Origin of the sequence: Micromonospora sp. WMMB235 (genome assembly GCF_001855515.1) — a bacterium.
Taxonomy (GTDB): Bacteria; Actinomycetota; Actinomycetes; order Mycobacteriales; family Micromonosporaceae; genus Micromonospora; species Micromonospora aurantiaca.
The window spans coordinates 441,241-463,528 of the sequence record NZ_MDRX01000001.1; the positions used below are offsets into that span (position 1 = coordinate 441,241).

Here is a 22,288-nt window from a genome sequence, read left to right on the forward strand (position 1 = left end):
AGTTCGGAAGGAAGCAGATGAGCGACACCCAGGACAACCGGCCCGTCAGCCCGCAGGGCGTGGACGCCAAGGAGGCGGCCGGCTGCCCGGTCGCGCACGACTCCGTGACCGCGCACGGCAGCGAGAGCGAGAACCCGGCGATCGACTCGCCGACCCCGAAGACCGGCGGTCGTCCGCGCAGCAACCGCGACTGGTGGCCCAACCAGCTCGACCTGTCGGTGCTGCACGCCCACTCGTCCAAGGGCAACCCGCTGGGCCCGGAGTTCAGCTACGCCAAGGAGTTCGCCAAGCTCGACGTCGAGGCGCTCAAGCGGGACATCACCGAGGTCCTCACCACCTCGCAGGACTGGTGGCCGGCCGATTTCGGCCACTACGGCGGCCTGATGATCCGGATGAGCTGGCACGCCGCGGGCACCTACCGCATCGAGGACGGCCGCGGTGGCGCCGGCGACGGCGGGCAGCGCTTCGCCCCGCTGAACAGCTGGCCGGACAACGCCAACCTGGACAAGGCCCGCCGGCTGCTCTGGCCGGTCAAGCAGAAGTACGGCCAGAAGATCTCCTGGGCCGACCTGCTGGTGCTCGCCGGCAACGTGTCCCTGGAGTCGATGGGCTTCAAGACCTTCGGCTTCGGCTTCGGCCGTGAGGACGTCTGGGAGCCGGAGGAGATCTTCTGGGGCCCCGAGGACACCTGGCTGGGCGACGAGCGCTACGCCTCCGAGAAGGACATGGTGGCCGGCGTCGGCGCGACCGAGATGGGTCTGATCTACGTCAACCCGGAGGGCCCGCGCGGCAACGCCGACCCGCTCGCCGCGGCGCACTTCATCCGCGAGACGTTCCGCCGGATGGCGATGAACGACGAGGAGACCGTCGCGCTGATCGCCGGCGGCCACACGTTCGGCAAGACCCACGGCGCCGGCCCCGCCGACCGGCACGTCGGCCCCGAGCCGGAGGCCGCGCCGCTGGAGGCGCAGGGCCTGGGCTGGCTGAGCACGTACGGCGAGGGCAAGGGTGGCGACACGATCACCAGCGGCCTCGAGGTCACCTGGACCGACAAGCCGACCCAGTGGAGCAACCGCTTCTTCGAGATCCTCTTCGGCTACGAGTGGGAGCTGACCACCAGCCCCGGTGGCGCCAAGCAGTGGGTGGCCAAGGACGCCGAGGCGATCATCCCGGACGCCCACGACCCGTCGAAGAAGCACAAGCCGACCATGCTCACGACCGACCTGTCGCTGCGCGTGGACCCGGCGTACGAGAAGATCTCCCGCCGCTTCCTGGAGAACCCGGACGAGTTCGCGCTGGCGTTCGCCAAGGCCTGGTACAAGCTGCTGCACCGTGACATGGGCCCGGTCAGCCGCTTCCTCGGCCCGTGGGTGCCCGAGGCCCAGCTCTGGCAGGACCCGGTGCCGGCCGCCGCGCACGACCTGGTGAACGACGCCGACGTCGCCGCGCTCAAGGCGAAGGTGCTGGAGTCCGGCCTCACCACCGCCCAGCTCGTCTCCACCGCCTGGGCCTCGGCCGCGAGCTACCGCTCCACCGACAAGCGCGGTGGCGCCAACGGCGCGCGGATCCGGCTGGAGCCGCAGCGCAACTGGGAGGTCAACCAGCCCGAGCAGCTCGCCACCGTGCTGGCCACCCTGGAGGGCATCCAGCAGGAGTTCAACGCCGCCGGCGGCGCCCAGATCTCGCTCGCCGACCTGATCGTGCTGGCCGGCTCGGCCGCTGTCGAGCAGGCGGCGCGCGACGCCGGCGTCGAGGTGACTGTGCCGTTCCACCCGGGTCGTACCGACGCCACGCAGGAGCAGACCGACGTCGAGTCGTTCCGGGTGATGGAGCCGCGCGCCGACGGGTTCCGCAACTACCTGCGGCCGGGCGAGAAGACCCAGCCGGAGGTGCTGCTCGTCGACCGCGCGTACATGCTGAACCTGACCGCGCCGGAGATGACCGTCCTGGTCGGCGGCCTGCGCGCGCTCGGCAACAACGTCGGCGGCGCCGCGCACGGCGTGCTCACCGACCGGCCGGGCGTGCTCACCAACGACTTCTTCGTCAACCTCCTCTCCCCGGGCACCCGGTGGAAGGCGGCGGAGTCCGAGGAGCACGTGTACGAGATCCGCGACCTGGCGACCGACCAGGTGAAGTGGACCGCCACCGCGGTCGACCTCATCTTCGGCTCCAACTCGCAGCTGCGGGCGCTCGCCGAGGTCTACGCCAGCGACGACGCGCGGGAGAAGTTCGTCCGCGACTTCGTCGCCGCCTGGACGAAGGTCATGGAGCTGGACCGCTTCGACCTGGCCTGATCCGTCACATCTGAGCGAGCCCCGGTCCGTCGCGACGCGACGGACCGGGGCTCGTCCGTGTCCGGCGGGTGCCGGGCGCACCCGGCCCGCAAACGCTGGAAAATCTGCTCGGAAGTTGCGATCGTCCCGCGAAGCGGGTCGTCCCGTCCCGAGCAGCGGGATCTCGGTCGAGCGCCGACTCGCTCGGTCCAGCGTGGATCGCCGCTGGTGGCCGGGAATCCGAGCCCACTCGTGTTGCCTGCTGGTTTCGAAAACTTTGCCGCAAGCTCTTGCAAAGACTTTCATGGATGGCGCATGGTGTTCGCTACCCGGGACGGCCGCCCCACCCCCGCTCACCCTTTCGAACCCACGGAAGAGGTCCCCCGACCATGCAATCCGCCAGGCCACACCCCCGTGGCCGCGCCGGTCGCCTGCTGCTCGCCACCGCGCTCGTCGCGGCCGGCGGCACGGTCGCCGTCGCCGCTGCCACCACCACCCCCACCCCCGCCCGCGCCGCCGTCGTCCTGAACGACAGCGAGGTGACCGCCAACCTCTGGGAATGGAACTGGAACTCGGTCGCCGCCGCCTGCACCGACCACCTCGGACCGGCCGGCTACGGCGCGGTGCAGGTGGCGCCGCCGCAGGAGTCGGTGAAGCTGCCCGCCAGCGCCGACGGCGCCTACCCCTGGTACGAGGTGTACCAGCCGGTGTCGTACAAGCTGGACAGCCGGTTCGGCAACCGCCAGCAGTTCGCCGCCATGGTCACCGCGTGCCACAACGCCGGTGTGCGCGTCTACGTCGACGCGGTCGTCAACCACATGGCCGGCACCAACAACCCGGCCGGCACGCGCGGCTATGCCGGCACCGAGTTCTCCGGCTACAGCTACCCGGCCGTGCCGTACGGCGCAGGCGACTTCCACCGCCCCGGCGACAACTGCCCGACCGGCGGCGCGATCAGCGACTGGAACAACGAGGCCCAGGTGACCAGCTGCGAGCTGCTGTCGCTGTCCGACCTCTACACCGAGAAGGAAGCGGTCCGCAACAAGATCGCGGGCTACCTCAACGACCTGATCGGGCTCGGCGTCGACGGCTTCCGGGTCGACGCGGTCAAGCACATCCGCAAGGACGACTTCGCGGCCATCCTGGGCAAGCTGAACAACACCGTCGCCGAGGGCCGGCGTCCGTACGTCGCACAGGAGATCTTCGACGGCGCCAGTAATCCCGCGTTGCAGGCCCGGGCGTACATCGGCAACGGCGACGTGCTCGACTTCGCGTACGCCAAGGGCATCCGCTCGGCGTTCCAGGGCTCGATCTCGGCGCTGGCGAACGTGCCGAACTGGAACCTCGACGCGCCGAGCGCCAACGTCTTCGCCATGGTCACCAACCACGACCTGGAGCGCGACGGTGTGGTGCTGTCGTACAAGAACGGCACCGACTACGTGCTGGCGAACTACTTCGCGCTGGCCTACCCGCACGGCAAGCCGTCGGTCTACGACAGCTTCACCTGGTCCAACCGCAACCAGTCCCCGCCGCACGACGGCACCGGACGGGTCACCGACACGACCTGCGGCGCCGCCTGGAACTGCCTGAGCCGCACCACCGGCGTCAAGGGCATGGTCGGCTGGGCCAACGCCGCCCGGCCGGTGAAGACCGTCTCGGACTTCACCACAGTGAACAGCAACGTGATCGGCTTCCACCGGGGCGACCGGGCCTGGATCGGCGTCAACGACTCCGGCTCGGCCACCACCGCCACCTTCGTCACCGGGCTCGCCGACGGCCGGTACTGCGACGTCATCTCCGGCGTCGCCACCGGCAGCGGCTGCACCGGCTCCACGGTGACCGTGTCCGGCGGCCGGGCCACAGTGACCCTCCCGGCCAACGACGCGGTCGCGATCCACGTGAACGCCCGGCCGGGTGCCAGCCCGTCCCCGACCGCCTCCCCGACCGTGTCGCCGACGGCCTCCCCGACCGCGTCCCCCACGGTCAGCCCGGGTGACCGGATCGCCACGACGTTCACCGTCGCCGCGAACCTGGCCGCCGGGCAGGACGTCTACGTCGTCGGCAGCATCCCCGAGCTGGGCTCGTGGACGCCCGCGAACGGCGTCAAGCTCGCCGCGCAGGGCGGCGGCACCTACCGCGCCACCGTCAGCCTGCCCCGGTCCACCGGCGTGGAGTTCAAGTTCGTCAAGCTGACCACCGCCGGTGCGGTCACCTGGGAGTCCGGCGCGAACCGGACGTTCACCACGCCGGCCACCGGCACGTACGCGGTGACCGAGACGTTCCGCGGCGACACCGTCAGCACGGCTGTGGCCACCACGTTCTCCGTCACCGCGACCACCGTCTACGGACAGAACGTGTTCGTGGTCGGCAACGTCCCGGCGCTCGGCGGCTGGAACCCGTCCGCCGCCGTCGCCCTCTCGCCCGCCGCCTATCCGGTCTGGCGGGCCACGGTCGACCTGCCCGCGAACACCGCTGTCGAGTACAAGTACGTCAAGAAGAACCCGGACGGCACGGTGATCTGGGAGTCCGGCGCGAACCGGACGTTCACCACGCCGGCCGGCGGCACCCGGGCCGTCAGCGACACCTGGCGCTGACGATCGTGCGGCCCGTCCCCCTCACCCCTGGGGACGGGCCGCATCCGCGCCGGTCAGACGGCCGCGAACGACCAGACCTGGGCCGGGTTGCCGAAACCGGTGCAGCGGTAGATCTGGACGGTCGCGCCGTCGGCGTCCGATCCGCCCCGCACGTCCATGCACCGGCCGCCGATCTGCGACTTGATCTGGTGCACCCCCGCGAAGGAGTTCGGGTCGACCGTCCATTTCATGCTCGACGTGCCGGTGCAGGCCCACTGCTGCAACGGCGTGCCGTCGGCGTTCACCCCGTTGCGGACGTCCACGCACATGCCGCTGAACTGGTTGACGAACGTGTAGGTGTCCCTGCCCACCGGCGACCAGCGCTGCACGGCCTGGCCGTCGCAGGTGCGCTGCACGACCCGGCCGCCGAGCGACGACGGGGCGCCGGACCGGTCCACCTCCAGGCACTTGCCGCTGCCGTAGTTGACGATGGCGTAGTGGCCGGTCGCGGCCTGCGCCGGCGGGCCGGACGCCACCCCGAGCCCGGTGGCGAGCAGTCCCGCCGCCAGCACCCCGGCGGCTCTCTTCCCGATCATGGTGTCTCCCCTCGGAGTCGTGTCGCCGTCCCGGATGCGCCGGTGGTCACCGGCCGGACGACTGGGGACGACGCTAGGGATCCGCGACGGCCACCGGATCCGGGTTCCTCCTAGTCGACGAGGCCGCGCGAGCCTCCTGTCGGGTTCGCGTCGCGCCCGCCCGCCCGGACGACGCCGGCGGCTAGCGTGCGGTCATGGGCAGTGGTCCGGCGCCGGCCGGTGCCGTCGGCACGGCCACGGACACCGGCGGGGACGCCCTGCTCGGGCGCGCCGACGAGTGCCGGCGGCTCGGTGCGCTGCTGGCCGACGCGGTCGACGGTCACGGCGGCGCCCTGGTGGTGCTCGGCGCGGCGGGCGTCGGCAAGACGGCGCTGCTGGAGCACTGCGCCGCCCGGTCCACCGGGATGCGGGTGCTGCGCGCCACCGGCGCCCCGTTCGAGGCGGAACTGCCGTTCTCCGCGCTGCACCAACTGGCGCGCCCGCTGCTGCACCGGCTCGGCGATCTGCCCGCGCAGCAGGCCGACGCGCTGCGTACCGTCTTCGCCATCGGCGGCGGCTCCCGTCCGGTCAACCGGCTCGCCGCGTACGTGGCGACGCTGAGCCTGCTCACGACGGCGGCCGAGGACACGCCGGTGCTCTGCCTGGTCGACGACGCGCACTGGATCGACCCGGCCTCGGCGGAGGCGCTGCTGTTCACCGCCCGGCGGCTGCTCGCGGACCGGGTCGCCGTCGTCTTCGCGGCCCGCGACGCCCCCGCGTTCCCCGCGCCCGGCCTGCCGGAGCTGCCGCTGACCGGTCTGCCGCGGGACGACGCGATCCGGCTCGCCATGCGCGCCGGCCTGGACCCACGGGTCGCCGCCGACCTGGCGGCGGCCACCGCCGGCAACCCGCTCGCGCTGACCGAACTGCCGGCGACGCTGTCCGAGGAGCACCGCAACGGGTGGCTGCCGCTGCGGGAGCCTCTCGTGCTCGTCGAACGCATCGAGATGACCGTCCTGGCGCACGCCCGTGGGCTCCCCGACGACACCTGGCGCGCGCTCGTCGCCTGCGCGGTCACCGAGGCCACCACCCCGGCGCTGCTGGAGCGGATCCTGGCGGCGGACGGGCTGCGCCTGGGCGTGCTGGACCCGGCGGTCGACGCCGGGCTGATCCGGGTGACCGATCGCGAGGTGACGTTCCGCCACCCGCTGACCCGCGCCGCTGTGCACTCGGTCGCCGGCCCCGGCCGGCGGCGGGCCGCCCACCTGGCGGTGGCCGCGGCGCTCACCGGTGACGACACCGCCGACCGCCGGGCCTGGCATCTCGCGGCCGCCACCACAGTGCCCGACGAGGGCGTCGCCGCGTTGCTGGCCGACTCCGCCGAGCGGGCGCAACGCCGGGGCGGCGTGGTGGCCGAGGCGCGCGCGTACGAGCGGTCCGCCCGTCTCACACCGGACCCGGACGTACGCGCGTCCCGGCTCGCCGCCGCGTCCCGCGCCTGGGCCAACGCGGGCGCGAGCCGGCACGCGATCGCGCTGGGGGAGGAGGCGATCGGGCTGACCCGGCGCGCCGACCTGCGTTGCCGGGTCAAGCCGTTGCTCGCCCACCTGGCGCAGCAGCACTGTGACACGGCGGGCGCCGAGGCGTACCTGGCCGACGCGCAGGCGTACGCGCAAGCGGATCCGCTCGGCGCGGCCCGGCTGATGAGCGCCCGCGTCAACCAGTTCTGGGCGCGGCTGGACGTCACCGGCATGGTGCCGCTGTGCGCGCGGGTGGCCGAGCTGGCCGCCGCGGACGCGGGCGCGACCTGGCCGAAGGGGCCGATCCGGCTGGCCGCGGCGCAGGTGCTGGCCGGGCTGCCCGAGGGGGTCGCGTCGGCCCGTGCCCTGGTCACCGCCTGCGCCGGCCACGCCGACGGCTCGGCGGCGGAGCTGGCCGAGGTGTTCTGCTGGATCGGGGACCACGACACCGCGCGTGCGCTGCTGGAACCGGAGATCGACCGGGCCCGCGCCACCGACGACGTGTTCCTGCTGGCGTACGCCCTGCCCCGGCTCGCCGGGCTGGAGTGGCGCACCGGCCGGCTGCACGCGGCGTACCAGGCCGCCGCCGAGGCGGTCCGGATCGCCGAGCAGGTGGCGCTTCCGGTGCTGCGGGCGGAGGCGCTGGCCGTGCTGGCCCTGGTGGAGGCGCTGCTCGGCGAGGAGCCGGAGGCGCTCGCGCACGTCGAGGACGCTCGTCGTCTCCTGCCGGGCGAGTTCCGGGAGATCGAGGTCCGGCTCCGCTACGCCACCGGGATCGCGGCGGTGGTGGGCGCGCGCTGGCACGACGCCGTGACCGAGCTGGAACGGGTCCGCCGGGCCCAGCGCGACGGCGGCATCGCCGAACCGGGGTGGCTGCCCGTCGCGGCCGAGCTGGCCGAGGCGTACGCGCACCTGTCCGACCCGCAGCGGTCGGCACGGCGGTTGCGCGACCTGGCTGGTACGGGTGGTGCCGCCGCCCGCGCCGCCTCCGCGCGCGTCGAGGGCCTGCTCGCCGGCGAACCGGACCTGGACGAGGTCTTCGCGGCGGCGCTGGCCCGGTGTGATCCCGCCGTCGTCCCGCTGGAACGGGCCCGGACGCTGCTGAGCTACGGGCAGCGGCTGCGCCGGGCCCGCCGTCGCCGGGACGCGCGGGTCCAGTTGCACGCCGCGCTGCGGTTGTTCGAGGCGCTCGGCGCACAGGGCTGGGCGCGGCGGTGCCGCACCGAGATCGACGCCACCGGCCGGCGGCCGCCCGAGCCCGGCGACCGGACCGTCGACCGGCTGACCGGCCAGGAACGCCTGATCGCCCTGCACGTGGCGGAGGGCCTGACGAACCGGGAGATCGCGGCCCGGGTCTTCCTGTCACCGAAGACCGTCGAGTACCACCTCGGCAACGTCTACCGGAAGCTGCGGCTGCGTTCCCGGCCGGAGCTGATCCGCCACCTGTCCGGCCCGCCGGCCGCCGGTTGACGACGCGGCCGGACGGCCGCCGCCAGTGCCGCGGCCAGGCACGCCACCGCGGCGAGCACCAGCGGCGGCCGGCCGCCGACCGCGACCGCCGCCGACCCGAGCGGGATGGCCAGCGTGATCGGGCCGAACATCGCGGTGTTCGCGGTCCCGGCGACCCGCCCGAGCATCGCCTGCGGCGTGTACGTCTGCACGGCGGTGACCGCCGCGACGAGCGTCCACGGCAGACCCACACCGACGACGACCGAGGCGGCCACAGTGCCCGGCCACCAGGGCAGGCAGCGCCCCAGACAGCCGGCGGCGAACAGGACCGCGCCCGCGGCACCGACCGTGATCTCGCCGTGGCGACGGACGAGCCGGCCGACGACGAGCCCGGCGAGCAGTGACCCGCCGCCCTGCGCGCTCGCCAGCACACCGAGGAACGTGGACGGCAGCGCCAGGTCCGTCACCACCACGTCGTACAGCGCTGCGGTGGTGAACCCGGACATCGCGATGGACACCGCCGCGAGCGCCACGGGTACGCGTACCGCCCGCCGGGCCAGCAGCGCGGCGAGGCCGTCCCGCACCCGCGCCGGGCGTGCGGCCGGGGGAGCGGGGGCGGTCCGCGTCAGGCGCAAGGCGCCGTACAGGGCGGCCGCGAGCACCGGTACGGCGGCGGCGAGCACCGCGACGACGTGCCCGCCCCGCCACGCGTACAGGCCCGCCCCGGCCAGCGGCGCCACCAGCTTCATGCCCTCCTGTGCGCTCGACCGCCAGCCGTTGACGTCGGCCAGCCGGGCCGGGGGGAGCGCGGCGGGCAGCAACGCGGTCTCGCCGGCGTCGACGAGCACGTAGCCGATGCCGTAGGCGAGCGAGACGGCGTAGATCAGCCACGCCTCGCCGGGCCCTCGCACCGCCAGCAGGCTCAGCAGCGCGGCGGCGAGCGCGAGGTCGACACCGATCACCAGGGGACGCCGGGGCACCCGGTCGAGCAGGCCGCCGAGCCACGGTCCGGCCAGCGTCGGGGCGTAGACGCAGAGCCCGGCCAGCGCGGCGAGCCCGGTGGAACCGGTGAGATCGAGGATCCAGATGCCGGAGACCAGGGCCATGGCGCTGCCGCCGAGGCCGGACAGCAGCGAGACGGCCACGAACAGGACGGCGTTGCGGCGCATGGATCCCCCGAGAGGTTGAGTCTGGTGGACTCACATCCTCCGGAGTTGAGCCGTCCCGGGGCAATGCCTTGGGCGTACGTCAATATGATGTTGACAGCGCGGCGGCGATGCGCCGGGCGGCGTCGCGTGCCGGAGCGGGCAGCCGCCGCCCCGCCCCGGCCAGGTCGTCGGCGAGGTGCGCGGCCAGCGCGTACAGCGGCCCGGCGGGGGCGTCCAGCGCGAGCGCGCAGGTGCGGCGCGTCAACGCCGCGCGGGCGAAGCGCCCGTCCCACGCGCGGTCCGTCTCGATCCAGCGGTGCAGGTCGGTGACTGCCGCCCGCAGCACGGGCAGTTCGGGGGAGCCGCCCGGGTCGAGCCGGGCCAGGCGGGTCCGCCGGGCCGCCACGAGGCGTTGCCGGCGCTGCTCGGCGGCCTGCCGGCTGCCCAGGCCCAGCGCCCGCGCGACGTCGGCCCAGGTGGCGCCGTCATGCCGGGCCCGGTCGATCAGGTCCAGCTCGCGGTCGTCCAGCCGGACCCGGGCCGCGGCGATCTCGGACAGGCGGTCCAGGGTCACCCGTCAACGCTACATTGACATCGGCCCGGCGCGTCAGTCCTCCGGGACGCCCGGGCCCACCTCGCCGCGCGCCAGGTGCTCGGCGTTGCGGTCGGCCTCACTCTCCGCGTTCTCCGCCCCGGCGCCCGGATCCCGGGTACGCCGCCCCTCGGCGTCCTGGAACACCTGCCCGCGCTCGAGCGCGCCCTCCTGCTGCCGCTGGAACTGCTCCGGATCAGTCATGACCGTCAGGTGCCCCGGCGGTCGCGCGGCAAACCGGTACGTCAGCGCGGCGGCGCCACGTAGAGGGCGGTCCGGCAGCCGGTCTCGCCCGGCTCCAGCCAGATCCGGTCGTACCCGGGACTCTCGATCTTCCCGGCCGGCGTGCGGACGAGCAGGAGACAGTCCCGTTCGGCCGGTACGCCGACGGCGGCGACGAGCGCGCCCTCGTGCACTGTCGTGTCGACGCTGATCCAGTCCTGTGGGAAGGCCGCCCGCACCGCGCCCGCAAGCGTGTCCGGGGTGGCGGTGCGCAGCACGGCGGTGAGCCGCTGCCGCCCGTCCTCGGGCACCCTCGGCACCGGCGCGGCGGTGGGCGGCGAGGGAGCGGGGCCGCTCGGACAGTCGATCTCGTGGTACGTCGTGTAGCGGTAGAGCTCGAACTCGTAGCGGTAGCAGCGCGTGGCCTCACCGGCGCTGTTGCTCGCGCCACCGATCGACACCGGCGGCTGCTCCGGCACCGTCACCACGAACCGCACGTCGACGGTGGCCCGCTCGTTCCCGGCGGTGCGCCCGGACCAGGCCAGCGCCTCCCGCCGGACTGTCGCACCGCCGCCGGACGCGGCGTCCGTCGGCTCCTGGACGATCTCGGCCGCTGCGATCGACCCGGCGTCCCGCGCCCGGTTGCGGTGACCCAGCTCCGTGTTGAGCTGCTTCGCCTCCGCCGCCGCGGTGTCACGCGCCAGCGCGTCGCCGCTCTCCTCCCCGAACCCCCTCCCGCACCCCGCCGACGCGAGGAGGAGCACCGCGAGCGTCCACCGGACCCATCGGTGACGGGACGGAGGTGTCGGCTCGGTGGCGCTGCGTGTCCGGCTCACCGCGCCGACGTTACCGACGAGCCGGGGGCCGCGCTGCCCCGTACGCGGGGGGCCGTTGGTCCCGGGTCCGACAGGCCCTCGGCCCTGCGAGCCACGTAGGTTCGCGCGGCATGCTGGGATTGCCCGGCGCGGGCGGCGACGACATGGAGGACGATGTGGTGATCAACGGCGGGCCGGCGACAGCGACGACGCCCACCGAGATCTCTCCGGCCCCCGCGACCGGGCTCAGCTCGGCCGAGGCGGCCGCCCGGCTGCGCGCCGACGGCCCGAACACCGTGGCCGCCCCGCGCAAGCGCGGGCTGGCAGGCCGGGTGTTCCGCCAGCTCACCGACCCGCTGGTGGCGCTGCTGCTGGCCGCCGCCGTGGTGACCACGCTGCTGCGCGACTACCCGGACACCGCGGTGATCGTGCTGGTCGTCCTGATCAACACCGCGATCGGCGTGGTGCAGGAGGTACGCGCCGACCGGGCCGTCGCCGCGCTGGACCGGCTCGCCGCACCGACCGCGCGTGTGGTCCGCGACGGCCGTGACCTCGTGCTGCCCGCCGCCGACCTGGTGCGCGGCGACCTGGTCCGCTTGGAGGCCGGCGACGTGGTACCCGCCGACCTGGACCTCACCGACGCGGTACGCCTCAGCCTGGACGAGTCGGCGCTGACCGGCGAGTCGGTGCCGGTGGCCCGGGTCGCGGGGGAGGAGGCCAGCGCCGGCACCGTGGTCACCACCGGCCGCGCCACCGGAACCGTGGCGCGCACCGGCGCGGCGAGCGCGCTGGGCCGGATCAGCGCCCTGGTCGCGGCGACCCGGCCGGCGCCCACCCCGCTGCAACGACGCCTGTCCTCGCTCGGCCGGGTGCTCGGCCTGACCGCCGTGGTGCTCTCCGGGCTGGTCTTCGCCATCGGCGTGCTCGACGGGCGGCCGGTCACGCAGATGGCCGTCACCGCCGTCAGCCTCGTGGTGGCGGCCGTACCGGAGTCGCTGCCCGCCGTCGTCACGCTGGCGCTCGCCCTGGGTGCGCGCCGGATGGCCGGCAGCCGCGCCATCCCCCGCCGGCTGCACGCGGTGGAGACCCTCGGCTCGGTCACCGTGATCGCCTCCGACAAGACCGGCACGCTCACCGAGGGCCGCATGGCGGTGCAGTACGCGGTCGTCCCCGGCCGGGACCGCTACGCCGTCACCGGCACCGGCTACGCGCCCGACGGCGAGGTGCACCACCGCGGCGAGCCGGTGAGCGCCCCCGACGAGCTGCGCGCTCTCGCCCGCGCCGGGCTGCTCTGCAACGACGCCACAGTGACGCCGCCGACCGACGAACGGCCCGAGTGGACGGCGATCGGTGACCCGCTGGAGGCGGCGCTCGTCACGTTCGGCGCCCGCTGCGGCCTGGACCCGGACACCACCCGCGACGCCTGGCCCCGCGTGGCGGAGGCCCCGTTCGACCAGGACCTGCGCCGGATGACCACGGTGCACCGCCGCTGCGACGGGCGCTACCTGGTGGTCTGCAAGGGCGCGCCGGAGAATCTGCTGGCCGCGCCGCTGGTGGACGCCGACGCCGCGGAACTGGCCGAGCTGACCGGCGCCGCGCACCGGCTCGCCACCGAAGGGCTGCGCGTGCTGGCGGTGGCCTCCGCGGTGGTCGACACCCTGCCCGACCCGGCCCGGCCGACCGGCCTGCGCCCCCTGGGCCTGGTCGCGGTCGGCGACCCGCTGCGCGCCGCGGCCCCCGGCATCGCCGCGGGCTTCGAGGAGGCCGGCATCCGGCTTGTCCTCATCACCGGCGACCACCCCGCGACCGCCGCCGCCATCGGCGGACGGCTCGGGCTCTGGCGCGACGGCGACCCGCTCGCCAACGGCGACGACGGCGACCCGGGCCGCGCCCACCCCGAGACCCGGGTGTACGCGCGGACCCAGCCGGAACAGAAGCTCGACATCATCGCCGGCCTCCAGAACCGGGGGCACGTGGTGGCGATGACCGGCGACGGCGTCAACGACGCCCCGGCGCTGCGCCGCGCGGACATCGGCGTGGCCATGGGCGGCGGCACCGAGGTGGCCCGGCAGGCCTCCGACCTGGTCCTCGTCGACGACGACCTGACCACCGTGGCGACCGCCATCGGCGAGGGCCGCCGGATCTACGACAACATCCGCCGGTTCCTGCGCTACGCGCTCGCCGGTGGCGTCGCCGAGATCGCGGTGATGCTGCTCGGCCCGCTGTTCGGCCTGCCGGTGCCGCTGCTGCCGGCGCAGATCCTCTGGATCAACCTGCTCACCCACGGCGTACCCGGTGTGGCGCTCGGCGCGGAACCGGCCGAGCCGGGCACGCTGCGCCGGCCGCCCCGCTCGCCGCAGGAGTCGGTGCTCGGCGCCGGCCTGGGCCGGGACGTGCTGGTCACCGGCGGGCTGATCGCCGCGGCGACGCTCGGCGCCGGGGTGTGGGCCGCGGCGGCCGACCGGCCGTGGCAGTCGGTGGTGTTCGTGGTCCTCGGCCTCGCCCAGCTCGGCGTGGCGCTGGCGGTCCGCGCGATCCGTACCCCGGGTTCGCGCGAGCGCAACCTCGCGCTGCCGGTGGCGGTAGCGATCTCCGCTGTGCTCCAGGTGGCGGGCGTGCTGCTGCCGCCCCTGCGCGAGCTGCTCGGCACCTCGCCGCTCAGCGCGCTCGACCTGCTCGCCTGCGCCGCGATCGGCGTGCTGCCCGGGCTGGTGCTGCGGCTGACCCGCCGCTTCCGCGGGACCAACGGCCCCCACGCCGGGCCCGCCGGCCCTGCCGGGCCGGCCGCCTGACCGGCAGGCTGAGGACGAGTGAAGGAGGACGACATGACGATCCACTCGCAGGCCCCCGTCGTGGTGGGCGTGGACGGCTCCGCCGCCTCGCTGGACGCGGTCCGGGTGGCCGCCCGCGAGGCCGCCGACCGGAACCGGCCGCTGCAGGTGGTGCACGCCTTCATCTGGCCGCTGACCCGCGCGCCGCTCACCCCGGCCCCGGGCGCGCCCGCCGGCGCCGGCCTGCGCAACCAGGCCGAACGGGTCGTCGCCGAGGCGGTCGCCGAGGCCGGCAAGGTCGCCCCGGACGTGCCTGTCACCGGCGTGGTGGTCGACGGCGCGCCGGCGGCGGTGCTGGTCGCCGAGTCCCGCGAGGCGGCGCTGATCGTGCTCGGCCACCGCGGTCTGGGCGGGTTCGCCGGCCTGCTGATCGGCTCGGTCACGCTCCAGGTGTCGGCCCGCGCGCACTGCCCGGTGCTGGTGACGCGCGGCGAAGCGCGCGCCGACGGCCCGGTCGTGGTCGGCGTGGACGGCTCCGAGCTGTCCACCGCGGCGGTCGGGTACGCGTACGAGGAGGCCGACCGCCGGGGCGCGTCGCTGATCGTGGTGCACGCCTGGCTGTACCCCACCCCGATCGGCCCCGGCGACATCCTGCCCCTGGTGTACGACCCGGAGGCGCTCGCCGAGGAGTCCCGGCGCGTCCTCGCCGAGTCGATCGCGGGCTGGGCCGAGCGTTACCCCGACGTGCCGGTACGGCAGCGGTCGCTGCGCGGCGCCCCGGCCCGGGTGCTTGTGGAGGAGTCGAAGGACGCCCAGCTCGTGGTGGTCGGCGCGCACGGACGGGGCGCGCTGGGCGGGCTGCTGCTCGGCTCGGTCAGCCACGCGGTGCTGCACCACGCCCACTCGCCGCTGGTGATCGTGCGCAACGGAACCTGACCCCGCGACCGCGCCCGACCAGGCGACAGCCCGTGACGGCGCCCGACCCGCGACAGCGCCTGACGCCCCGACGGCGTCAGGCGCTGCGGACCGTGGTGAGGTCGGCCAGCCCGGAGATGGTCAGCAGCGGCTCCAGCAGCGGGCCGGCGATCAGCGCGATCCGGTCGGCGTGCGGGAACAGCGCGGCCAGCCCGGCGCTGTCCAGGTACTCCACCTTCGTGAGGTCCACGACCAGGGGCTCGCCGTCGGGGCGTACGGCCTCGGCCAGCGCGTCGGCGAAGGCGGACGCGTTGCTCATGTCGATCTCACCGACGGCGGCCAGCACGCGGACGCCGTCGGGGCTGTCGCTCGTGGTCAGGGTCAGGGACGTGCTCATGGCGTGATCCTCGCCTGCATGTCGACGGTGGTGCCGGTGGCCCCCGGAGTGACGCTGATGTTGTCCATCAGCGCGCGCATGAGCACGAGTCCCCGGCCGCGGTGCGGGTCGGGAGGCTGGTCCCGGTCGCGCCAGTGTCCGCTGTCGGTGACGCTCAGGCGCAGGGCGCCGGCGGTGGCGGCGGCGCGCAGCCGGATCCGGCCGCCCGGGTTGTCGCGGTGCCCGTGCTCGATCGCGTTGGCGCACGCCTCCCCGGCCGCCACCAGGATGTTGTACGCGTGGGCCGGGGCCAGCCCGCAGCGGTCCAGCCATCCCCGCAGCGCGGTGCGGACCTCGGCCAGGCGCGTCGACTCGGCCGGGAACTCCAGTTCCAGCGGCCCGGGGTGACGGTAGAGCAGCAGGGCCACGTCGTCGTGGTAGCCCCCGTCCGGGGTGAGCCGGTCCATGATCTCGGTCGCCAGCACCTCGACCGGCGCGTGGTGGCCCTGCTGGATGGCGTCGGTGGCGCGGGCGATGCCGGCGGTGATCGGCTGGCGGCGGCGTTCCACCAGGCCGTCGGTGTAGAGCATCAGGGTGGCGCGCGGCGGGACCGTCGCCTCCGCCTCGGGACGTTCCTGCCCGGGGCGTACGGCCAGCGGCCGGGACCGGCCGTGCTGCAGCAGTTCGGGAGTGCCGTCGGCGCGGACCACGATGGCCGGTGGGTGACCGGCGCTGGAGTAGCGCATCAGGCCGGTGGCCGGGTCGAGGACGCCACAGAAGACGGTGGCGCAGGACGCCCCCGGCAGCAGCGCGGCGAACCGGTCCAGCGCCACGAGCGTCCGGGCCGGGCTCGGGTCCTGCAACAGCAGGGCACGGCAGGCGCTGCGCAGCTGACCCATCACCGTCGCGGCCTGAAGGCCGTGTCCCACGCAGTCGCCGACCACGATGCCGATGCGCCCGTCCGGCAGCTCGACGGTGTCGTACCAGTCGCCGCCGACCTTGAGCGGCATCGCGGCGGGGGAGTACCGCACCGCGAAACCGGCGGGGAGCTGCGCCGGGCCGAGGATCGCCCGTTGCAGGGCCAGCGCGGTCTCCCGCTGCTGGTCGATCTGGTGCACCCGGTGCAGCCCCTGCCCGATGTGGCCGGCCAGCAGCGCCAGCAGCGTCTGGTCCTGCTCGGTGAAGGGCCGCTTCTCGCCCAGGTCGATCCAGAGCGCCATGGTGCCGTGCGGATGCTCGACGGCGATGCCGGCGCCGTGCGTACGCGTCGCCACCGGGGTCAGCAGCGGGGTGTCCCGCAGCGCGAGCAACGCCTGCCGGCGCTCCTGCGGCAACGTCTCCCACCGGGCCGCCGGGTCGGTGGCGGTCACCTCGGGGGCGGGCAGGTCGCCGAAGACGGCGGTGAGCACGCCGGCGGCCCGCCACAGCTTGCGCAGCTCGTCCAGCACCCCGTGCAGCGCGTCGGTGAGGTCGTCGGCCTGCGACAGCCGCATGCTGAGCCCGGCCAGGGCGGTCTCCCGCTGCACCGCGTAGTGCTCGGCGGTGACGTCGCGGAACGTGCCGACGATCATCCGGCGGCCGCTGTCCGGGTCGTCGACCTGGTTGAACGCGGCCGAGATCCAGATCCGGTGCCCGTCGCGGTGGGTCACCGGCACGGTGTACGTGCCACGGGTCTGGCCCACGAGTCTCGAGAACGCCTCCGCCACCTGGCGGTGCGCCTCGGGCTCGGCCTCCCGGTCCGGCCACCACGGGTGCACCGCGGGGTAGGGCAGGTCCTCGGTTCCGTACCCGAGGATGCCGGTGAACGCCGCGTTGATCTCGACCACCGCGCCGTCCTCGTCGCAGACGAAGAACGCCTCCTGCAACGAGTCGACGAGCGCGGTACGCCAGCGGGCGTGGTGGTTGCGCAGCCGGGCCAGCTCCACGTTCGCGCGTACCCGGGCCAGCAGCTCGGCGGCCGGGAACGGCTTGACCAGGTAGTCGTCGGCGCCGGCCTCCAACCCCTCGATCGAGGCCTCCTGACCGGCGCGGGCGGACAGCAGCAGCACCGGAGTGCCGGCCGTACGCTGGTCGGCGCGCAGCGCGGCCACCAGTTGCAGGCCGTCGAGCCGGGGCATCATCACGTCGCTGACCACCAGGTCGGGGGTGTGCGCGCGGGCGGCGTCCAGCGCGGCCCGCCCGTCGGCGACGGCCCGCACCTCGTGTCCGGCCGAGCGCAGCAGCCGGGTGAGGTACTCCCGCATGTCGGCGTTGTCGTCGGCCACCAGGACCCGGGCCGGCGCCCCACCGGGCAGCGGCTGGACCGGCCCCTCGGCCGGGTCGCCCTCGCCGACGGCGGCGCCCGGGTCGGCGGGCAGCCAGCGCAGCGCCTCCTGCACGAACGGCTCGGCCGACACCGGCGCCCGGCCGGTGCCCGCCGGGGCGAGCGCGTCGGCGGGCAGGTGGGCGGTGCCGAACGGCAGCCGGATCGTGAAGGTGGTGCCCCGGCCCACCGCGCTGGACGCGTCGATGTCGCCGCCGTGCAGCGTGACCAGCTCCTGGACCAGGGCCAGGCCGATGCCGCTGCCCTCGTCGGAGCGGGAGCGGGCGTTCTCGATGCGGTGGAACCGCTCGAACAGGCGCGGCATCTCGTCGGCGGGTACGCCGATGCCGGTGTCGGAGATCCGCAGCACCGCCGCGTCGCCATCGGCGCGCAGCTCCACCCGGATCGTGCCGTCGAAGGTGAACTTCAGCGCATTGCTGAGCAGGTTCAGCACCACCTTCTCCCACATGCCGCGGTCCAGGTGCACCGGCTCGGGCAGGGGCGGGCAGTCGACCTCGAAGGACAAACCGGCCCGTTCGATAGCCGACCGGAAGACGCTCGCCAGGTCGGCGGTCACCGCGGCCAGGTCCACCGGCTCGTAGCGGGCCTGCATCCGCCCGGCCTCGATGCGGGAGAAGTCGAGCAGGCTGTTGACCAGCTTGCCCAGGCGCAGCCCGTTGCGGCGGATGACGTCCAGCTCGGTGCGGACCTGCTCGTCGGCGCCCTGCAACCGGCCGCGCAACTCGTCCAGCGGTCCCATGATCAAGGTGAGCGGGGTGCGGAACTCGTGACTGATGTTGGAGAAGAACGCGGTCTTCGCGCGGTCCAGCTCGGCGAGTTCCTCGGCGCGCCGCTGCTGCGCCTGGTAGCTGCGGGCGCTGGCGATCCCGGTGGCCAGATGCCCGGCGGTCAGCTCGACGAAGCCGCGGTACCCGTCGTCCAGCGCCCGGTAGCGGTTCAGTCCGGCGACCAGGAACCCGTACGGCGCTCCGCCCTGCTGCCGCAGCGGCACCAGGAGCGCCTCGGCCGGCGCGGCGGGCCAGACACCGGCGGGCAGGTCCGTGAAGGCGGGGCCGTCGAGCGCGACCCGCACCGACTCGCCCTCGGTGAGGGCGCCGGCCGGCCACGGCGCGGCCGGGTCGCCGGGCGACAGCGTGGCGGGGGCCGCCGGATGGCCCGCCGCCAACCCGGTCGCCTCGACGAGCCGGGCGCCGCCGCCGTCGTCGTACAGGTAGGTGAGCGTGAACGGCAGGTCCTGCGGGTTGCGGGCCAGCTGGCGGCTGACGAACGCGAGCGTCTCCTGTTCGGTGCGGATGACGCTCGGGTCCGAGCCGAGGTCGCGCAGCGTGGCCATCCGTCGCTCACCGATGACCCGCTCGGTATCCTCGCTGACCACACAGAGCATCCCGACCAGGCTGCCGTCGTCGGCGCGCAGCGGGCTGTAGGAGAACGTGTGGTACGTCTCCTCCCGGTAGCCGGCGCGCTCCAGGAACAGCAGCAGGCCCTCGTCCCAGGTCGCCTCGCCGGTGCGCAGCACGGTGTCGACACGGGGGCCGATGTCGTCCCAGATCTCCGCCCACACCTCGTTCGCCGGCAGCCCCAGCGCCCACGGGTACTTGCGGCCGAGCGTGTCCCGCCGGTAGGCGGCGTTGCAGAAGAAACTGAGCTGCGGCCCCCAGGCCATCCACATCGGGAACCGGGAGGACAGCAGGATCCGCACCGCGGTCCGCAGGCTCTGCGGCCAGGTGTCCGGCGGGCCCAGGGGGTGCGCCGACCAGTCGATCCGCGCCAGGTCCGGCCCGATCTCCGCGTCCACGGCGAAGACGTCGGCACGCGTACGCGGGTCGGTGTCAGCGCCGCTCATCGCCCGAGTCTCCCCCACCCCGTCCGGTCCCGCTCGTCCGGGCCGCGTCGCGGCCTCGTGGTCGCTTCTTGCCCCGTCGCGCCCCCGGCACTCCACCCGGGGCGGGGAGATCTGACTCACGTGACGGCAGCGGGTCAGGGCAGGGGTTCGTGGTGCGGCAAAACGAAAGGCAAGGAGACAGCTCTCCTCGCCACTATCAACGTATATCGCACCCCGGGTCTTGCCGCAAGGCCCCGGTGATGCCGCAGAATCATCGGCCGATGCGGGTCGAGCTGCGAAAACGGGGGCACGGCATGACCGGACGGTACGTGTGGCAACTGCACGAGGTCGACGAGACGCGGATCGCCGCGGTCGGCGGCAAGGGCGCGCACCTGGGGGCGTTGACGCGGATCGACGGGGTGCGCGTACCCCCGGGTTTCTGCGTCACCACCGACGCCTTCCGGCTGGTGGCGCGGACGCCGTCGCTGGCCGGCCCGCTGGACCGGCTCGCCCGCGCGGACGCGGACGACCCGGCGGCGCTCCGGACGGCCGCAGCCGAGGTGCGTCGCGTCGTCGAGCGGACCGCGCTACCGGGCGACGTCGCGGCGGCGGTCACCGCCGCGCTGGCCGGGCTCGGCGCGGACGCCGCGTACGCCGTGCGGTCGAGCGCGACCGCCGAGGACCTGCCGACCGCCTCGTTCGCGGGCCAGCAGGACACCTACCTGAACGTGGTCGGCACGGCCGAGGTGCTGCGGCACGTGAGCCGCTGCTGGGCCTCGCTGTTCACCGACCGGGGGGTGACCTACCGGCGGCGCCACGGCATCGACGACCGTGCCGTGGACATGGCCGTGGTGGTGCAGCTGATGGTCGTCCCGGACGCGGCCGGGATCATGTTCACCGCCGACCCGGTGACCGGGAACCGGACGGTGGTCTCGGTGGAGGCCGGCTTCGGTCTCGGTGAGGCCCTGGTCTCCGGCCTGGTGAACCCGGACGTCTTCACGGTGCGCGACGGCGCGGTGGCCGGCCGGACGATCGGCGCGAAGGCGCGGGCGGTGCACGCGGTGCCCGGCGGCGGCACCCGGGAGACGCCAGTCGACCCGGCGCGGCAGGCCCAGCCCGCGCTGACCGACGCGCAGGCGGTACGCCTCGCCGGGCTGGGCCGGCGGATCGAGGCGCGCTTCGGGTGCCCGCAGGACATCGAGTGGGCCCTGACCGGCGACGACATCCACATCCTCCAGAGCCGGCCGATCACCACGCTGTTCCCGGTGCCGGCGGCCGCCGACGGGCGGTTCCACGTCTACCTGTCGGTCGGCCACCAGCAGATGATGACCGACGCGATGAAGCCGCTGGGCCTGTCGATGTGGCGGCTGACCGCCATGGCGCCGATGCACGAGGCGGGTGGGCGGCTGTTCGTCGACGCCACGCCGCACCTGTCCACCCCGGCGGGTCGTACCGCGTTCCTGGGCATGATCGGCCGGGCCGACCCGCTCACCCGGGACGCGCTGGACACGGTCCTCGCCCGGGACGTCGTGCCGACGGCGCCGGACCCGGCCCCGGCCGGCCCGCCCGTGGGCGGCCCGCCGCCCTCGATCGACACCGACCCGGCGATCGTCACCACGCTCGTCGAACGCAGCCGGGAGTCGATCGCCGCCCTGCGCCGCGACGTCCGCGGCCGCTCCGGGCCCGAGCTGTTCGACTTCCTGATCGAGGCGTTCGCCGAGCACAAGCGGGTGCTCACCGACCCGTTGAGCGCCCAGGTGATCATGGCGGGGATGCAGGCCACCTGGTGGCTCAACGACAAGCTGGGGGAGTGGCTCGGCGAACGCGACGCCGCCGACACGCTCACTCTCTCCGCGCCCGGCAACGTCACCGCCGAGATGGGCCTGGCGCTGCTCGACGTGGCGGACGTGGTCCGCGCGTACCCCGAGGTGGTGGCGTTCCTGCGGGACGCCGCCGGCGACGGGTTCCTGGACGAGCTGCCGAAGCTGCCCGGTGGCGTCGAGGCGCGCGACGCCATCGCCGGCTACCTCGACCGGTACGGCATGCGCTGCGTCGGCGAGATCGACATCACCCGGCCACGGTGGAGCGAGCGCCCGGCCACGCTCGTCCCGCTGATCCTGGACAACGTCCGCACCTTCGCCCCGGGCGCCGCCGCGCGCCGCTTCGCCCAGGGCCGGGAGCGGGCCGAGGCGAAGGCCCGGGAGGTGCGGGACCGCCTGCGCGCGCTGCCCGACGGCGAGCGCAGGGCCGCCGAGACGCAGGCCGTGATCGATCGGGTACGGACGTTCGCCGGCTACCGGGAGTACCCGAAGTACGACATCGTGAGCCGCTACGCCGTCTACAAGCAGGCGCTGATGGGCGAGGCCCGCCGGCTGGTGCGCGCCGGTGTGCTCGCCGGTCCGGAGGACGTCTTCTACCTCACCTTCGACGAGTTCCGCGAGGTCGCGGCCACCGGCTCTGTGGACGCCGCGCTGATCCGCAGGCGCCGGGAGGAGTTCCGGGCGCACCGGTCGCTCACCCCGCCCCGGGTGCTCACCTCCGACGGCGAGGCGCTGAACGGCTCGTACCGGCGCGACGACGTGCCACCGGGCGCCCTGGCCGGGCTGGCGGTCTCGGCCGGCGTCGTCGAGGGGCGGGCGCGGGTCGTGGCGGACCTGGCCGGCGCCGACCTGGAGCCGGGCGACATCCTCGTCACCGCACACACCGACCCGAGCTGGACGCCGCTGTTCGTGGCCGTCGCGGGCCTGGTGACGGAGGTCGGCGGGCTGATGACGCACGGCGCGGTGATCGCCCGTGAGTACGGCCTGCCCGCAGTGGTGGCGGTGCCGGACGCGACCCGGCTGATCCCGGACGGTGGGCGGATCCGCGTGCACGGCACCGACGGGTACGTCGAGCTGCTGTCCTGACCGGTGCG

At 74.7% G+C, this 22,288-nt stretch carries 13 protein-coding genes; 6 read left to right on the top strand and 7 right to left on the bottom strand.

What is annotated here, in order from left to right:
• The first annotated feature begins 17 nt into the window (after nucleotides 1-17).
• Entirely contained in the window at nucleotides 18-2,294 is a 2,277-nt protein-coding gene (gene katG / locus BFV98_RS01715; RefSeq protein ID WP_013286850.1) for a catalase/peroxidase HPI, read from the top strand.
• 368 nt (nucleotides 2,295-2,662) lie between these two features.
• The gene (locus BFV98_RS01720) at nucleotides 2,663-4,867 is read left to right on the top strand and encodes a carbohydrate-binding module family 20 domain-containing protein (protein WP_071094572.1); all 2,205 of its coding nucleotides are present in this window, start codon (nucleotides 2,663-2,665) and stop codon (nucleotides 4,865-4,867) included.
• 53 nt (nucleotides 4,868-4,920) lie between these two features.
• On the opposite strand, the gene BFV98_RS01725 is transcribed toward BFV98_RS01720, so the two are convergent.
• Nucleotides 4,921-5,442: an RICIN domain-containing protein gene (locus BFV98_RS01725; protein WP_013286848.1), complete on the bottom strand. Its 522-nt coding sequence runs from the start codon at nucleotides 5,440-5,442 to the stop codon at nucleotides 4,921-4,923.
• A gap of 194 nt (nucleotides 5,443-5,636) precedes the next feature.
• Between BFV98_RS01725 and BFV98_RS01730 the strand changes: the two genes are divergently transcribed.
• Nucleotides 5,637-8,411, top strand: coding sequence for a LuxR family transcriptional regulator (locus BFV98_RS01730; protein ID WP_071094574.1), 2,775 nt, complete (start codon nucleotides 5,637-5,639; stop codon nucleotides 8,409-8,411).
• Here BFV98_RS01730 and BFV98_RS01735 read toward each other — a convergent pair.
• From BFV98_RS01735 to BFV98_RS01750, 4 genes are all read right to left on the bottom strand, one after another.
• On the bottom strand, nucleotides 8,339-9,559 hold the full coding sequence (locus tag BFV98_RS01735; RefSeq protein ID WP_013286845.1) for an MFS transporter: 1,221 nt from the start codon (nucleotides 9,557-9,559) through the stop codon (nucleotides 8,339-8,341). The two genes, BFV98_RS01730 and BFV98_RS01735, sit on opposite strands and share 73 nt — an antisense overlap.
• 79 nt (nucleotides 9,560-9,638) lie before the next feature.
• Entirely contained in the window at nucleotides 9,639-10,112 is a 474-nt protein-coding gene (locus BFV98_RS01740; RefSeq protein WP_030268460.1) for a hypothetical protein, read from the bottom strand.
• Between the two features lie 33 nt (nucleotides 10,113-10,145).
• A complete protein-coding gene (locus BFV98_RS32975) occupies nucleotides 10,146-10,334 on the bottom strand; it encodes a hypothetical protein (RefSeq protein WP_030268462.1) in 189 nt (62 codons plus the stop codon).
• A gap of 41 nt (nucleotides 10,335-10,375) precedes the next feature.
• The gene (locus BFV98_RS01750) at nucleotides 10,376-11,188 is read right to left on the bottom strand and encodes a hypothetical protein (RefSeq protein ID WP_236619277.1); all 813 of its coding nucleotides are present in this window, start codon (nucleotides 11,186-11,188) and stop codon (nucleotides 10,376-10,378) included.
• Nucleotides 11,189-11,298: 110 nt separating this feature from the next.
• On the opposite strand from BFV98_RS01750, the gene BFV98_RS01755 reads away from it, so the two are divergent.
• Together BFV98_RS01755 and BFV98_RS01760 are read left to right on the top strand one after the other, a co-directional pair.
• Entirely contained in the window at nucleotides 11,299-13,959 is a 2,661-nt protein-coding gene (locus tag BFV98_RS01755; protein ID WP_071094576.1) for a cation-transporting P-type ATPase, read from the top strand.
• Between the two features lie 33 nt (nucleotides 13,960-13,992).
• Complete coding sequence (locus BFV98_RS01760; RefSeq protein WP_013286840.1) at nucleotides 13,993-14,874, top strand: universal stress protein; 882 nt, start codon at nucleotides 13,993-13,995, stop codon at nucleotides 14,872-14,874.
• Nucleotides 14,875-14,950: 76 nt separating this feature from the next.
• Here BFV98_RS01760 and BFV98_RS01765 read toward each other — a convergent pair whose 3' ends face one another.
• Both BFV98_RS01765 and BFV98_RS01770 read right to left on the bottom strand, forming a co-directional pair.
• Nucleotides 14,951-15,250, bottom strand: a complete 300-nt coding sequence (locus BFV98_RS01765; protein WP_013286839.1) for an STAS domain-containing protein — start codon at nucleotides 15,248-15,250, stop codon at nucleotides 14,951-14,953.
• Nucleotides 15,247-19,395 carry a SpoIIE family protein phosphatase gene (locus BFV98_RS01770; protein ID WP_071094578.1) on the bottom strand — a complete coding sequence of 1,383 codons (4,149 nt, stop codon included), beginning with the start codon at nucleotides 19,393-19,395 and terminating at the stop codon, nucleotides 15,247-15,249. Before BFV98_RS01770 ends, BFV98_RS01765 begins: the two co-directional genes overlap by 4 nt.
• 293 nt (nucleotides 19,396-19,688) lie before the next feature.
• Between BFV98_RS01770 and rph the strand changes: the two genes are divergently transcribed.
• Nucleotides 19,689-22,280, top strand: coding sequence for a rifamycin-inactivating phosphotransferase (gene rph, locus BFV98_RS01775; RefSeq protein WP_071094580.1), 2,592 nt, complete (start codon nucleotides 19,689-19,691; stop codon nucleotides 22,278-22,280).
• The last annotated feature ends 8 nt before the right edge of the window (nucleotides 22,281-22,288 follow it).

Coding starts and splice junctions, on each gene's coding strand:
- katG (WP_013286850.1), top strand. CDS start 18: ATGAGCGACACCCAGGACAACCGGCCCGTCAGCCCGCAGGGCGTGGAC.
- BFV98_RS01720 (WP_071094572.1), top strand. CDS start 2,663: ATGCAATCCGCCAGGCCACACCCCCGTGGCCGCGCCGGTCGCCTGCTG.
- BFV98_RS01725 (WP_013286848.1), bottom strand. CDS start 5,442: ATGATCGGGAAGAGAGCCGCCGGGGTGCTGGCGGCGGGACTGCTCGCC.
- BFV98_RS01730 (WP_071094574.1), top strand. CDS start 5,637: ATGGGCAGTGGTCCGGCGCCGGCCGGTGCCGTCGGCACGGCCACGGAC.
- BFV98_RS01735 (WP_013286845.1), bottom strand. CDS start 9,559: ATGCGCCGCAACGCCGTCCTGTTCGTGGCCGTCTCGCTGCTGTCCGGC.
- BFV98_RS32975 (WP_030268462.1), bottom strand. CDS start 10,334: ATGACTGATCCGGAGCAGTTCCAGCGGCAGCAGGAGGGCGCGCTCGAG.
- BFV98_RS01755 (WP_071094576.1), top strand. CDS start 11,299: ATGCTGGGATTGCCCGGCGCGGGCGGCGACGACATGGAGGACGATGTG.
- BFV98_RS01760 (WP_013286840.1), top strand. CDS start 13,993: ATGACGATCCACTCGCAGGCCCCCGTCGTGGTGGGCGTGGACGGCTCC.
- BFV98_RS01765 (WP_013286839.1), bottom strand. CDS start 15,250: ATGAGCACGTCCCTGACCCTGACCACGAGCGACAGCCCCGACGGCGTC.
- BFV98_RS01770 (WP_071094578.1), bottom strand. CDS start 19,395: ATGAGCGGCGCTGACACCGACCCGCGTACGCGTGCCGACGTCTTCGCC.
- rph (WP_071094580.1), top strand. CDS start 19,689: ATGACCGGACGGTACGTGTGGCAACTGCACGAGGTCGACGAGACGCGG.